Origin of the sequence: Marinobacter excellens LAMA 842, from assembly GCF_001574445.1 — a bacterium.
GTDB classification, from domain to species: Bacteria; Pseudomonadota; Gammaproteobacteria; order Pseudomonadales; family Oleiphilaceae; genus Marinobacter; species Marinobacter shengliensis.
This window is the reverse complement of sequence record NZ_LOCO01000021.1, coordinates 1-15,070: the sequence shown is the minus strand read 5'-3', so window position 1 is coordinate 15,070 and position 15,070 is coordinate 1. Positions and strand designations below refer to the sequence as shown.

Annotated in this window: 8 protein-coding genes; 5 read left to right on the top strand and 3 right to left on the bottom strand. The window is 56.3% G+C overall.

What is annotated here, in order from left to right; genetic code table 11:
- Positions 1 to 17 precede the first annotated feature (17 nt).
- Positions 18 to 641 carry an L-threonylcarbamoyladenylate synthase gene (locus J122_RS15470; RefSeq protein ID WP_061333110.1) on the bottom strand — a complete coding sequence of 208 codons (624 nt, stop codon included), beginning with the start codon at positions 639 to 641 and terminating at the stop codon, positions 18 to 20.
- Entirely contained in the window at positions 638 to 994 is a 357-nt protein-coding gene (locus tag J122_RS15465; RefSeq protein WP_061333109.1) for a BolA family protein, read from the bottom strand. The genes J122_RS15470 and J122_RS15465 overlap by 4 nt, the downstream gene beginning before the upstream one ends.
- A 148-nt stretch (positions 995 to 1,142) precedes the next feature.
- On the opposite strand from J122_RS15465, the gene J122_RS15460 reads away from it, so the two are divergent.
- From J122_RS15460 to J122_RS15445, 4 genes are all read left to right on the top strand, one after another.
- Positions 1,143 to 3,287, top strand: coding sequence for a DNA topoisomerase 3 (locus tag J122_RS15460; protein ID WP_061333108.1), 2,145 nt, complete (start codon positions 1,143 to 1,145; stop codon positions 3,285 to 3,287).
- 131 nt (positions 3,288 to 3,418) lie between these two features.
- Positions 3,419 to 4,147: a response regulator transcription factor gene (locus J122_RS15455; RefSeq protein WP_061333107.1), complete on the top strand. Its 729-nt coding sequence runs from the start codon at positions 3,419 to 3,421 to the stop codon at positions 4,145 to 4,147.
- Positions 4,140 to 5,777 carry a FecR domain-containing protein gene (locus J122_RS15450; RefSeq protein WP_061333106.1) on the top strand — a complete coding sequence of 546 codons (1,638 nt, stop codon included), beginning with the start codon at positions 4,140 to 4,142 and terminating at the stop codon, positions 5,775 to 5,777. Before J122_RS15455 ends, J122_RS15450 begins: the two co-directional genes overlap by 8 nt.
- A gap of 33 nt (positions 5,778 to 5,810) precedes the next feature.
- A complete protein-coding gene (locus J122_RS15445) occupies positions 5,811 to 8,378 on the top strand; it encodes a CHASE2 domain-containing protein (RefSeq protein WP_061333105.1) in 2,568 nt (855 codons plus the stop codon).
- 14 nt (positions 8,379 to 8,392) lie between these two features.
- Here the strand turns inward: J122_RS15445 and J122_RS15440 are convergent, their stop codons facing one another.
- Positions 8,393 to 8,686 (bottom strand): fibronectin type III domain-containing protein, encoded by a 294-nt coding sequence (locus J122_RS15440; protein ID WP_227510239.1) that lies wholly within the window; start codon positions 8,684 to 8,686, stop codon positions 8,393 to 8,395.
- A gap of 547 nt (positions 8,687 to 9,233) precedes the next feature.
- On the opposite strand from J122_RS15440, the gene J122_RS15435 reads away from it, so the two are divergent.
- Positions 9,234 to 14,702 (top strand): hypothetical protein, encoded by a 5,469-nt coding sequence (locus tag J122_RS15435; RefSeq protein WP_061333104.1) that lies wholly within the window; start codon positions 9,234 to 9,236, stop codon positions 14,700 to 14,702.
- Positions 14,703 to 15,070 lie beyond the last annotated feature (368 nt).

Genomic DNA, 15,070 nt, shown 5'->3' with positions numbered 1-15,070 from the left:
GCATTGGTCTTTGACCGTTAAACCTGAAACGGGGCGGGATCGCCCTTACCAACCCGGGTGACCTCGGGCGCATCCCCAAGAAAGTTCACCACTGTAGTCGCTTCCATCCCACAGAACCCGCCATCAATGATCAAATCCAGCTCATGTTCCAGAACATCCCGGATTTCATAGGGATCGGTCATCGGCTCAGTTTCATCGGGCAGAATCAGGGTACTGCTCATGATCGGCTCGCCCAACTCGCCCAGCAGCTCCCGAACAATCTCGTTATCCGGCACCCGCACACCAATAGACCGACGCTTGGGATGCAACAACCGGCGCGGCACCTCACTGGTGGCTGGCAGAATGAACGTATACGGCCCCGGTGTGAACGTCTTCAGCAAACGGTACTGAGTGTTATCCACCTTGGCGTACACACCAATATCCGACAAATCCCGGCACACCAGCGTAAAGTTATGCTTGTCATCCAGCTTCCGGATACGCTTGATACGATCCGCCGCCTGCTTGTCACCCAGGTGACAACCCAGCGCATACCCGGAATCCGTGGGATACACAATCACCCCACCCTTACGAAGAATATCAACCGCCTGGTTGATCAACCGCTTCTGCGGATTCTCAGGATGGATCTGGAAAAACTGACTCATGAATTCACTCCCTGTCCCAATTTTTCAGCCATGGCGTCATCGCCCTTAGACCCACCCATACAACCGGGCGAATCCGGCGCCGCCTGACCACTGGCCGCCCACTCCTCCGGCGTATACAAATGCAACGCCAAAGCATGCACAGGCCCCGCCAGCTCATCCGCCAACACTTTATAAATGGCCTGATGCCGCTTAACCTTCATCTGACCGGCAAATTCCGGCGACACCAGCGTCACCTTGAAATGGGTTTCCGAATTCGGCGGCACCGAATGCATATGGCTCTCGTTCTCCACAGCCAGCAGCTGCGCGGCAAACCCGTCTTTAAGTTTTGCTTCAATTGCGTTCTGAACTTTCATAACTACTCCACAACCGTCCGTTTAAGTCACCACAGCCGCCTCCCCCAACACAACCAGTCTACTACACAACAAACGATAAGCCCGAAGCCCTTGACACAAAAGCCCCAAACAGACACATTCCGATGCCTCTCAGCGAACCACCAACACCATGCATCTGTACATCGCCGAAAAACCCAGCCTGGCCAGAGCCATCGCCGCCGCCCTCCCCGGCCCGCACCAGAAAGGCCAGGGTTGGATTCGATGCGGAAACGGCCAGGAAGCCGCCACCGTCAGCTGGTGCATCGGCCACCTGCTGGAGCCGGCCGAGCCCGCGCGCTACAACCCGGCATGGAAAAAGTGGCGCCAGGAAGACCTGCCCATGTTCCCGAAACAATGGCAGCTTATCCCCAAAGACAGCGTAAAACAGCAACTCAAGGTGCTCGAATCCCTGATTCGACAGGCCGACATGATCACCCACGCCGGCGACCCCGACCGAGAAGGCCAGCTCCTCGTCGACGAAGTGCTGCGCTACGTTGGCACCACCGTTCCGGTCAAGCGAGTACTGATTAACGACCTGACTCCCAGCGCCGTTGCACGCTCCATTCAGGCACCGAGAGACAACAAGGAATTCCGCCGGCTATCCCATTCTGCCCTGGCCCGACAAAGGGCCGACTGGTTGTATGGTATCAACCTCACCCGGTTCTACACCCTGAGCTACCAGCAACAGGGTCAGGACGGCGTTTACTCGGTTGGCCGAGTACAAACGCCGGTGCTTGGCCTGGTCGTGGAGCGGGACAATACCATCGAGAACTTCGAGCCCAAACCCTGGTACCGCATTGAAGGACAATTCCAGGCATCCGAAGAGGACGCGGACCAACGCCCGTTTACCGCCCGCTGGCTGCCGGATGAAGGCTATGAGGACCACCTGGACGAAGAGAAACGCCTGCTCAGCCGAGAGGTAGCCGAGCAAATTGCCCATGCCGTGAACGGTCGGCCCGGCACCATCACTGAGTCCCGCTTCCGGGACCGGCCCGAGCCACCGCCCCTGCCGCTGTCCCTGTCGGCACTGCAGATAGAAGCCGGGCGGCTGTTGCGGATGGGCGCCAAAGATGTGCTGGACACCGCCCAGAATCTGTATGAACGGCACCAGTTGATCACCTACCCCCGGTCCGACAACCGTTACCTGCCCGAGGAACATTTTCATCAACGGGAGCAGGTGATTCGCGCCATTGGTCGGGTATCCGGCGAGCTGGAAGCGCTTACCGGGCAACTGGACAGTAACCGGCGCTCCGCGGCCTGGAACGACAAACAGGTGGACGCCCACCACGCGATCATTCCGACCGTCCGCCCTGCCCCGAATGGCAAGCTGACGGCCGCCGAGGAAAAGATCTATAACCTGATCAGCCGCTACTATCTGATGCAGTTCGCCCAGGATGCAGTTCACCGTGAGGGAAAACTGACGGTGCAGGTTCAGGAACACAGATTCCGGGCCACCGAGACGGCGATACTCACCCCCGGCTGGAAAGCCCTGGAGCTGAAACTTCGGGAGAACAACAACGAGCCGGAAAAACCACCGCTGCCAAGGCTGGAGAGTCGTGAGCCGGTCACCTGCAGCAACGCCACGGTAACCGAACGCAAAACCCAGCCACCCCAGCACTTTACCGATGCCACCTTGCTGTCGGCGATGACCAACATCGCTCGTTTCGTGGCGGCCCCGGAACTGCGCAAAACCCTGAGGGAGACCGATGGCCTTGGCACGGAAGCCACCCGCGCCGCCATTATCGACACACTGTTCCGGCGAGATTACCTGTACCGGGAAAAGCGATTCATCCGCGCCACCGACAAAGGCAAGGCGCTGATTGCGGCGCTGCCGGACACTATCCGTACCCCGGACCGTACAGCGGTCTGGGAAGCAACACTGGAGAGCATCCGCCGTGGCGAAGACGACCCCAGGGCATTTCTGGAGTCGCTAAAGCAGGAAATCCGCGAATTCATTCATCGGGCGCCCGATGCGACCGGAACTCCGGTCAGCGAAACGTCGGTGCATTGCCCAAAGTGCCGGGCGCCCATGGTCGAGCGGGAAGGAAAATTCGGACGTTTCTTTGCCTGCACCCGCTACCCAAAATGTAACGGCACGCGCCCTCTGGAAGACAGTGCACCGGCAGACGGAACCGGGCAGAAACCCGTGCCGTGCCCCCATTGCTTTTCACCCCTGGTGAGGCGCCAAAGCAAAAAAGGCTGGTTCTGGGGCTGCAGTAATTTCCCCGCCTGCCGACAAACAGTGAACGACGCCAACGGCAAGCCTGCGCTGTAGTTACGGAATTCTACATATCACTACTGAACGCAGCCTCATTTTTTGGGATACTTGGCCTCTAATGCAGAGGATTTTCACTCCGCTCTGTGCCAAGACCACGAAATCGGCAACACCATCGAGGGCCAAGCTTAATGCGCATTGCTCTGCTGGAAGACGAACACGAACAAGCGCAACACATTCAAGCCATTCTCTCCGAGAAGGGTCATCACTGTGACAGCTTCCCCACCGGTCAGGCCTTTCTCGGTGCCGTTCTGCACCGCAGTTATGACCTGATTATCCTGGACTGGCAGATTCCAGACATGACCGGTATCGACGTACTGGAGAATGTGCGCGCCCAGTTGGACTGGCCCATTCCGGCCATTTTCCTGACCCAGCGGGACAGCGAGGCGGACATCGTCCGGGCGCTGGATGCCGGCGCCGACGACTACCTGTCAAAACCAGCCCGGGCGGCCGAGCTTACCGCCAGGATCAATGCCCTGGCCCGCCGCAGCAACCCCGACAGCGACAAAGAAGTGCTGATTTACGGTCCGTTTGAAGTTAACACCCGGCAACGAATCATCCTGCTGCACGGTGAACCGCTTACCCTGACCGACAAGGACTTCGACCTCACCCTGTTCCTGTTTCAGAATCAGGGCCGGCTCCTGACCCGCGAGATGCTGCTGGAACGCGTGTGGGGCCTTGCCCGGGATATCAACACCCGGACCGTTGATACCCACATGAGCCGGTTACGCCGTCGGCTGGGTGTCAACCCGGAGAACGGATTCCGCATCAAGACCATTTACCAGCGCGGCTATCGCCTGGAAGCGATCAAAGCCACTGAAGCTGACGAGCCCCGGGAAGACAGTGCAACCAATGCTTGACCGCAAACGCCAAAGCGTCACAGGTTTGCTCCTGTTGATTGTAACCAGCCTGCTGCCCGGCGTAGCTGCCGCCGAGATATCGGTTGCCCGAGGCTCTTCTTCCGCCGCGCCCGCCCAGCAATCGGAAAGCGCCCCGGAATGGGTGTATACGCTCCGCTCCGGTGAGACACTCAGCGACATCGGCCAGTCCTTGCTGATGGACCGGGTAACCATTGGCCAGGTGCTGCAATACAACAACCTCCCCGGTAACGCCAGACTGTCTGCCGGGGAACAAATCCGCATTCCTCTGGCCTGGTTGAAGCGCCAGCCCGAGCCTGCCAGGGTTAGCTCCGCCAGCGGTAATGTTATGCACGTATCTGGCACTACCGGCCAGAAAACGCCACTGACCGAAAATTCTGTCATCCGGGTGGGCGATGAAGTGATCTCCTCTGCCGGCACCGCGACTATCGTCCTGGCTGATGGCTCTGAACTGCGCATGGCGCCCAATTCCAGACTCATTTTCAACCGCCTCACCCAATACGGCAAAGCCGGCATGGCAGATACCCGTGTTCGCCTCCAACGGGGCGAGGTGCATACCCGAATAAAACCGGTGCTGGAAGATGGTGCCCGATTCGAAATCGAAACCCCGTCAGCGGTCGCCGCTGTTCGAGGTACCGTGTTTTCCATGCAGACATCCGCCTCTGGCAGCAGCGTTCAGGTAACCGAGGGCGTGGTTGATTTCGGCCAGCCGGGCCAGGTACGCCGGATTCCTGCGGGCTATGGCGCCAGCGTATCCACCGCGAGCGCCATCCCCATGAACATCCGCCGGCTACCACCGGCCCCGGTGCTCAACCCCATCACCCCGGTTCTCACACAGCTACCGGCTGAACTCAGCTGGCAGCAGGACGGCGCCAACCGGTATCGCGTCGATATTTTTGAAGAGGATGGCGGCACCTGGCTACAAAGTCGGGAAATGCCTGGCCATCGCTTTGACATTAGCCAGCTGGACAACGGGCGCTACGAACTCCACCTGGCCGCACTGGATCGTCAGGGCATCACCGGAATGCCGGCCATCACGTCGATCGAAGTTGACCTGCAGGCACGAACGCCCGATCTGATTTCGCCAGAACCCGGTGAGAGCGTGAATGACGACATGCCAGAGTTCCAATGGCGCCTGAACGGTACCAACGAAGTTGCTCGGGTTGAAATCGCAGAAGATGAAGAATTCCGACGGCTGATTACCTCCAGTGAATGGGCGCCAGACAACCGAGCCCTCCCCTCCCGACCGCTAAGCCCCGGCCAGTACTACTGGCGAGTGGTCAGCGAGGCCGGCGGTAACTCCGTGGCCGCGTCCCAGCCCCGGGCACTGGTTGTGAACGGCACCTTGCCGCCGGTACGAATCATCAGCATCAACTACCTGGACAACCAGGTGCGCGTGTTCTGGGAGAAGGTTGATACCGCAAAAGACTATCGTCTCCAACTCGCGGAAGAGCCCGGATTCAACAACATTATCAAGGAAGCAAACGTGGCGGATACCACAGCGGCCTTGCGTCTGATTCCCGGAAGAAGGTATTTTGTGCGCGTCAAAGCTCTTTCTGATGGTCCGCTGGCAAGCCGATGGGGCCCGGGGAGGGAGCTTTACCTGGATTAAACACCTCCACAACAAGAACGAACCGCACGGCCCATGAGAAGGGATTGGTTAACCTTAAAGACGACACCCTGGTCTCTGGGCTTGCTGCTCACAGGCATCCTGCTATTACTCCAGTTAACCACCCTGGAAGAGCGCATCAATTTCTGGCTTTACGACAAGGCCATCACCACCTGGTCCGCGCCCATTGATGACAACCTGGCTCTGGTGGGCATCGATGAACACAGCCTGGACGCACTCGGGCGCTGGCCCTGGGACCGAAACCTCCATGCCCGGCTGATTGACCAGCTTGCCGATGCCGGCGCGGAAGTCATTGTGCTGGACATCCTGTTTCCTGAACCCTCCTCCAGCGACCAGGCCCTTGCAGACGCCATGGAGCGCCATGGCCGGGTTGTGCTGCCCATACACTACTCGCCGGCAACGCCAAAACAACGGATGGCCGAACAATTGCCCGCACCGCTGCTGGAGAAGACAGCTTCTGCACTTGGGCACGTGCATGTTGAGCTGGAAGACGATGGCGTGGCCCGCGGCCTGTACCTGTACAACAGCCTGGGCAATCATCGCAGGCCCGCGCTGGCACTGGCGGCACAGGATCGGGTCAACCCCAGTGGCCACGCACCTGATGCACCTGCCTATACCAACGTCCGCAGCGAGTTCCGCTTTGTGCCACTGGCCGGCGGAGCAGATACAATCCCTGCCCATTCCTACGTCGATGTGCTGAACGGCGCGGTATCCCTGGAGAACTTCGCTGGCAAGACCGTCTTCATCGGAGCCACCGCGGTCGGTTTTGGCGATATTCTTAGTACACCGTTTTCCGGCCTCGGCAGGCCCATGAGTGGCGTTGAGTTCCACGCCAACGTGTATTCCGCCAGTCGCCAGAACACACTGATCTCCTCCGCACCTGGCTGGGCCTCCATTGCACTGGCACTGGTTATCCTCCTTGGCCTCGCCAACTCCCTGCCACGGCTCAAGCCCGCAGCCACCGTCCTCGCTTGTAGCGTCAGTTTTGCTCTGGTATTGGTCACCTACTTTGTGGTCCTACGCAGCTTGCATTACCACCTGTCGGCCGCCAATGCCTTATTGTTGCCCATGATCGCTTTGCCGGTGGCCAGCGGCCTTCGGCTTGCGATGGCCAACCGTTTCCTGAACCGTCAACTGGATGACTTGGCCAGAACACCGCAACTTGCCTTGCCAGACCCTTCACGCAGGCACCCTCACCAACTTCTTGAACACCTGAGCGCGCTACTCCAGCCCCAGGGTTGGCTGCTGGCGGAAGGCAGAGACCTGCTGGCAGTCAAAGGAATGACACTGGCCGATGTCCCGACCAACATCCAAGTCGGGCAATGGAGTCATCATGGCAACCAGAGCTGGATACGCCTTATTCGCGGCGGCAGCGGGTACCTGCTCGGGCTCACCCTGCCGGATGACCTGAGCCGGGAAGTTATCCAGCTGTACTTGCAGAACCTTAAACTGGAAGACCCAAGCGCGCCCGCCCTTGAGCCGGGCGCCCAGGAGAACCTGTCCCGGCGTATTGAAAAAGTCCGAACCGCCACCGAGCGCCTCAGCCAGATGCAGGCATTCATCAGCCACAGCTTCGAGCGCATGCCAGACGGCATCATCGTAACGGATGAGCTGGGTGTTATCCGCTTCGCCAACCGGCACATTGAAGCCTGGTTCCGGGAGCCCATGCCGAGCCTCAGCGGCTTACCCCTGACGCGCCTGCTGGAAGGCCATGACCCAAGGGACGCGGCGCCCTGGTATGAAACCGTGTCTGAGACGCTGACCCTTCGGCAAAGCCGAACCGTTGACCTAAAAATTCACAACAAGGATTTCCTGATTCACCTGGCACCGTTCGCATTGCCAGACAGCAATCAATTCGGAATCATCGCCAACATCTCGGACATTTCCGAGCTTCGGGAGCAGCAGCGGCAGCATCGGGAAGCCATCGACTTTATCTCTCACGATGTTCGCTCTCCGCTGGTGTCTCAGTTGGCATTGATTGAGCAACTGAAACGAGACCCTAGCCATATTGATGAGCGCCAGCTTGAACAGCTGGGCAGACTGGCCCGGCGCAGCTACCACCTGGCGGAAGAATTTGTACAGCTGGCGCGGGCAGAGCAGCTGACGGAAACCCGGTTCTACGAGTGTGAGTTTCTGGCGATTGTAGAAAACGCACGGGACAGCGTGTGTGAGCAGGCACAGGAAAAGCAGATAAGCCTGCAGGTGATTGGCACCGAAGACCTCTGGCTGAAGGGGAATGCGGAATTGCTGGAGCGGGCAGTCATTAACCTGATGACCAATGCAGTCCAATACAGCCCACCGGGATCTGCGATCACGGTTCAGGTATACCGCGCTGGCCACCTGGCATGCCTCGCCATCGCCGATGAGGGTAGCGGGATAGATCAGGCAGAACTACCGATGCTGTTCGATCGCTACCACCGGCAGAAGCGCAGTGAGCTGGCAGGCACCCACGGCACCGGGCTGGGCCTGTCGTTCGTGAAAACCGTTGTTGAAAAACATCGGGGCGACATCTCTGTTGAATCCACCGCAGGCGAAGGCACCACTTTCATCCTGAAACTGCCCATTGCCGACCCAATGCCATGACTTGCTCACGCCCCTCAGGAGCGAATGGTCTTGCTGACAGGCGCTGAGGGCTCACTGACCAGGCCCTGCTTATCTTGCACCTGAATCGTGAAGTACCAGGTACCGGAATCCAGATTGTCCACCGTGTAGCTCATCTCCGGGTAGACGTCGGCCTCGCCAATGATCACCTCACCAGACAGATTTTCAACGTCCTGACCATAACGGATTACGTACTTGTCGAGCTCGCCCATGGCAATACCGTCGCCGTTGACCCGGGTAGAGGGTGCCGACCAACTCAGGACGGCTGCACGGACCGGCTCAGGCTGCACACCCGAAGGACCTGACCCTACATTACCGGAGGTATTGGAGCCCGAGGTATTTGCATCACTCCCGGCATCGGAACCGCCTCCGCCACAGCCGGTGAGAAGAACTCCTAGTAAAAACGCGGCAATCCATGCCTTTGACATTTTGATGACGCGTTTCATTGGCTATCTACACCATTTTTCCGTCGACTTTGTGAAATTCTATAAAATCGGATCGGATGATGATGCGAATGACGTCATTTTTGAAGTTATAAAATTGTCATTTTTTTGACTTTACAGTTGATGAAAAATTGTGCAGGCGATCAGACAAAACGCCAAACGCGGATTGTATAAAAGGTGGGCTCAGGAGGTTTTCGGGCACAGAAAACGAAAAAGGCCGACTAAAAAGCCGGCCTTTTTCTGATTGGTAGCGGGGGCTGGATTCGAACCAACGACGGTTATGAGACTGATGATTTAGACCCACTTTTTTTGGGCAGAAATGCTGTTATTTGTCTTAAATTGATGTGTGATCTAGAATTTTGGGTAAAAGGGGGAGTGGAGACTAAGTACAATAATGCCAAGTAACGACAAGCAGAAATGGCACGGGGCTGATCAATCAGACAACGATGACTTGACCTTAAGGCATCCAGGCCCTCACCTTCAAGCCATCCGTTCCTGGGCTGAACAAAACAACGTCTCGGACATCTTCAACGCCATAGCGCTCACCTTTGGCTTCACTGAAAACTTCACGATCATCGGAAACCTGTATCGCGAACTCTCTAACCCGGACTCAAAGGCCATTCTGCATCAGTGGGTTGACAATCCCTACATCAGCCACCTAAACAGGCTTCTTTTCTCATTAAACCAAGATAAAGACTTTGCCAATAACTATTCCGGTCTTCACCAGGGCGTATCAAGAGGCAACACGAAAACCATTCTGCGGTCGGCAGGAGCAGATCTGAAAAACGAGCATTTTCTGCTCGAACTGGTTATCCAACCACAGCCCCCTTCCGACAATAAACTACTCGACCGATTACGAAGAACTCTAAAAATATGGCTGATCGTACAGGCACTGGAAAGAACCGCAGAGCATAACTGCCCACACGATAACCAGATTCAGCAGGTCGCCAGCACACTCTGCCTCCCCGGAGAGAACAGCAAATGGACACTTATTGACAACATTCTTGAAATGTCATTGAAAGCCTGCCCGTCAGACCACTACTCCTACTCCCAATTCAACCTGGCCATCCGACACGCTGCATCTCAGTTAATTGCCAGATACTCAGGGCCAGAAACCCGTAAAGAGCTGCTGCTTCTTAAAGCCATCCAACGGGTTGCAGAGGGCCAACTCAACCCCACCAGAGTTCAAAAAACAGAGACCGCTTTTCAAACTTCCTTTACAAACCTGCTCAAAGCAACAGAGAGCGCATTGGATCTGAGTAGCTCGGCGGGGGGGCCTCAACTTCTTGCCTATTCAGACAGCGAAACAGACTCTGCTGATGAAGAAGCCCTGCAACAAATGCTGCTGTTCGGCATCAACCCGGAAGAAACACCAGAACAGCAGAAACTCTCGGGCCGAAGCATACTAATGCAGACGGCAGAACTGTCGAACTATCTTCCCTGGTCATGGGAGAAACCTCTTCCCCCAGAAGCTCATCAACTCGATCAGTGGATTAACTGCACTCTGGCTGATGACCGTCCTGAAGACAAACTGGGGGCTGCGTTAGTCTGGCTGGCCGTTCATCTTGAACGCTCCTTGGAGTTCATACAGGAAATTGAAATAACGGATGACTTACGCGATGAATGGAGCATTTCCCAAGACCTAGTAACAGCCCATAGGGAACGACCAAGGCGACACAGCTCTTGGCTTCCGGATGCCGAAGCTCAACCTCTGATCGAACCCTTCCAAGACAGTCTCCGCGTCACTCTGCCAGAGCAGATACAGAGCGTTCTCCGAGAGGCTACTCATGTTTTCCCAGACATCTCCACTCTGCGGCAACTATGGGCGAGGGCCAGCCCTCTTGCTCTAACAACCTGGTTCAGGCAACACGCAAATCGGCATTTCCCGAGACTCACCAGCGCCAAACTCGCTAACGCACAGTCCCAAAGTGTTTTCGATCAGTCGGGCGATCATTCATTGGCCCGCATACTTTCTGCCCACCCTCGAGCAGCGCTACCAGCAGCTTGTGGGTACGCCAACTGGAGCATCGCTCAAGTCCAAAACGGATTTGGGCTTCCATTGCAGAACCCCGCATTAGGCGATGAGAGGACCAATCTCCTCGGGAGTCTCCTTACGCCACTCGAGTCCATTTTGGTCGAGGGCGTTCGGGAAGCCACCCAAACAGTGCTGGATAGCTCGCAAGGCGACCCCATCATTTTCCACAACCATCTGGTCCAATACACTGTCACGGCACTGAATGCCGCAACCGGTTGCCGTAACCTGTCAGAGCCTTTCGAGTCGATCGCCCACTTTTGTGATCACCCTCCGGCCGTCTTTATCAACGATAAATCTGACGACGGCCTTCATTGCGGACGAATGGTTCCGCTTGCAGGTGGCGCAAACAGGCTATTGGCGGACTATCTTGAGCACCTTCGTCGGTTTAAGGCGAGCCTTCCAGATCAACACAAAAACCTTGCACATCGCATCCAACAGGTTCTGGAAGGAAACTCCGACACCCTGCCCCTGTTCTTCCTGCTCGATAGCCATGGTGCCTGGCATCCCTTAAACGATTTAGCTGTCCCAGGGACGGAACTCTTCTCGTGGCCTCTCCCAAAGAACTTGTTTCGGCACAGGTTTGCCCAGCAGCTGGCTCGAATGAACGTTCACCCCGAAGTCATAGACGGCTGGATGGGCCATGGGGAGCGGGGAACAACCTCCTACAGTGATCACTCGGCGATGTGTTGGCGAGAGGACCGTGAACGGTATAAGGACGCCCTGGACGACTGCTTTGACCGGCTAGGTTTTATGGTGCCGCTACCCAAAGCCAGCTACGGCATCACTGCTCTTGAACCCAAACAAACCGTTGATACTTACCGGGAGCCTGATTGTTTTGGCCAGGCACGGCGACACACGGAACGGCTCCGAGCTCGTGATCTGGCACGCTCTGCAGCCCGGAAAGAATTGGACTTGGCGCTAGATGCCAGGCCAGCAAGCGATGAGCACGAACTAAACCAAAGCGACGTTGATGGCCTGGTAAAAAGGATGATCACCCGCGAAAACGGGATGCCGCACCCTCAGGCGGCTGTTCGGATGGAAGTATTGGTCCAATGGCTGGAGGAACACAGTCCCCATACACGACAATTCATACGACATAGAACATTGAGGCTAGGCTCCGAACGCTCACTGGTCAGAGACACTTGCCCCAAAGCGCTTCAAATCATGCCTAATCTTGAACGGTGGGCACAGGACACCAAGCAGGCCATCCGGCAAGCCCGACTTTCAAAGTCTGATAGTCTGGCTCTGGCCACAGCATTCGTTGCAATCGAAAAGCGCATTTCCTATCTCGGACTGCTGGAAGATCTGGTTCAAGGAAAAAATTTCCGGGTCATACAACACAAGCAACGAGTGTACGTGGAATACTCCGAGTCCTTGGAGCTAGAAAATTACAATCAACCGGTTCAACGGCATCAGATCGACCACACCACCGGACGACTGCTGGCAAAAGGACTCGGAATCAAAGACAGCAAGGATCTCGACACAGCACCCTGCCCGAAGTCGTTACAATCACTGGCCACAATACTGGCGGAAACCAGACACCTTGATGATGTAAAAAGAAACGAGCGGTCGGTAGGCGCGCTGTTAAAAGAGCTGAGCCGGTTAATTGAACAGGCCAACCTGATTGACCTTCCAGGTATGGTGGCAGGCGCTCTCAGCAATAGAAACCCTCCTACCAGCCTGTGCTTGTACGATTATTTTCGTCTGACAGAAGGTCAACGATATCAGCCACCGGAGTCCGCTCCAGAGCAGAGCCTACCAGACACTGAAAATTTACCCCCGATTCCAGCATCAGCCTCTGGCACTTATCCAGAACCTTTTTACGACTCGGCGAAAGCTTTTCTTGGAGGGCTTCAGGACATCCTGAACCAGTACACAAAAGCCAAGTCGCGAGAGATAGCAAAACAGGTCGAACAGCACTGCCGGGCCCATACTCACTCTGTCAGCAGTGCCGTCTTACTACTTGGCTACTGGGTTGCACACCGAACCAGAAAAGGTAAAGGTCGAGCTAACCACGCGCACAAAGCCTACGCGGCTGGGTCTATCAAACGGTACTTAGGTGAACTGTCTGGCCCATTTTGTGGTTTCGCCTACAAGGCGGATTTGCTGTTGATGGCCGAGGAGGACGTCACTGAGCTTTGCGCCAAAATGCTGTCTCACTGCGCTGACAAACTGAAAGATCTGCCGTACTTCTCGGCACGCCTTATTGAGTTCTTCGACTGGGCGAGTGAGCGCGGAGTATCCTCTCCCGACTGGGACGAACTTGATCTCGGCAGTGTCCGACGCTCGGTTCGCCCCAGGCTCTTTTCAGAAAGCGAGTACCTCCAGGCCCTCCAACTGCTCCTGCATCCTGACACCGATGATATCGAACGGGGTATGCAAGCCGCCTTTGTACTTCTGTTAGGTTTCCGCTTCGGGCTCAGGGCTCAGGAGGCTATTGGCTTACTCCGCTCGGACTGGTGCGAAGCCGCTGGGTTGACCTGGGTACTGGTTCAAAGCAATTCCATACGTGGCCTGAAAAACAGCGTCCACAGCCGGCGGGCTGTACCGCTGGTATTTCAACTGAGTGCTGTCGAGCGGTCACTGGTTACATCAATACTGACACGATATACGACCAGGCTGGGTAAGGCCGACAATAAGCCGATCCTTGCCGACAAAGAGGGCAACCTCACGCCGTTTGCGGGACCCATTCCATCGGATATTGCCCGGACGCTTAAATTGGTGACCGGAAACACCCGCATGAGCCTGCACCAGGCCCGCCACGGATTTTGTAATGTGCTAAGCAGTGCCTTGTTTGAGATAGACACACCGCTTGCGCAACAACTCACTGAATCGGTCGATAGGGAGAGCCTCCGAAAAATACTGCTCGGCAACCACGGGCTGCCGTCAAGACGCGGCTCTATGGCGATCGCCCGGGCGCTCGGGCACCACTCGCCTCGAACGCAATTTCGCTCCTATAACCGCATGATGACAGAGTGGGCAGACAGGCTCACTCCGGTAACCACCCACTACGCCGGCACTATTTCAAAGGCCCTCCAGATTGATCGTTGGCCTGTTAAATCCGCCAGTGAAGTGGAGAGTCCCGCCCCCGCCATTTTTGCACAGCGAACCAGACTCATGCCCCTTATAGTGATGGAAGCTCTTAGGCTGATGGCGCTTGGGTACGCGGCTCGTGGAATCGAACCGTTGCTTCGCCTGCCACCAGGAGAACTTGCCGATGTGGAAACTCTGGTTGACCGGATAAATGCAGGGCTGCGGTTCAAAGTCTATGACCCGGAACAAATGAAAAAGACATTCGTGTATGGCATCAAATTGCCGAAGTATATACTGAAATCTCGCCCGGCTGGCGTTTGGCCCCGACTGCTACATATGTGCGACGAGCTGCACAACTGTGAGGAACTGGACACCGACCGACCGCTACCTTCTCTCGCCCAGGCATCAAATCTCGTTGGTAGAAATGGCCACTTGCTGATGAACGAGGTCGAAGATGCTCACCTTATGCGGCTTCTGGTGGACGCGTTCAAAATCCCCGAGCATTCGTACAAAGTCGTCATAAAGAGCAAACCGGATTATGCTCCCCGAGCTCAAAGAGTGGTTCTGGCAGGTGAATTTTTACCGGCAGCCGCCTCGCTACAATTGGATACCTTCAACGAGGATTACGACAAAAGCTACACAAGAGCGCGCTCTTACGCAGGCTTAGTACTCACCAGCCCTATGGCTACCCAAATCCATGATCGCCTGGAGTTGGTACTACTTTACATTGCAATTGCAGCGGCCTACTGCCCGAGACCCGCACCACTGACACCGTTACGCACCTACCCCAACTGAAGGTCGAAGCTCTCCGCGGGGTCCACCGCCACTTCTTCCAGCTCAAGAAGAGTCAATACCGTTTTTTGCTTTCTGGCTTCTTGTTGGCTCACCGCTTGAAACCTAACCAAACTGCGATTTGCATAGGCTCGTGCGAAGACACGAAGGTACTCCAGGTCGTGGCACAAAATCTCAGTTCTTCCCTCGAGTTCCGAGGCGTCCTCATCGTTAGCGCCGGGTGTGTCTGGCGTCAACTATCTTGTCCGGTCCGCGACAACTATGATGGCCGGTTGGGTGGTCTTACTTTTTGCTCTTTGAAGCTTGCTTAAGCTGTTGCTGTCGTCGGTAGCTTTCCCCCTCTAATTCGATAATTGTCGCGTGGTGTATCA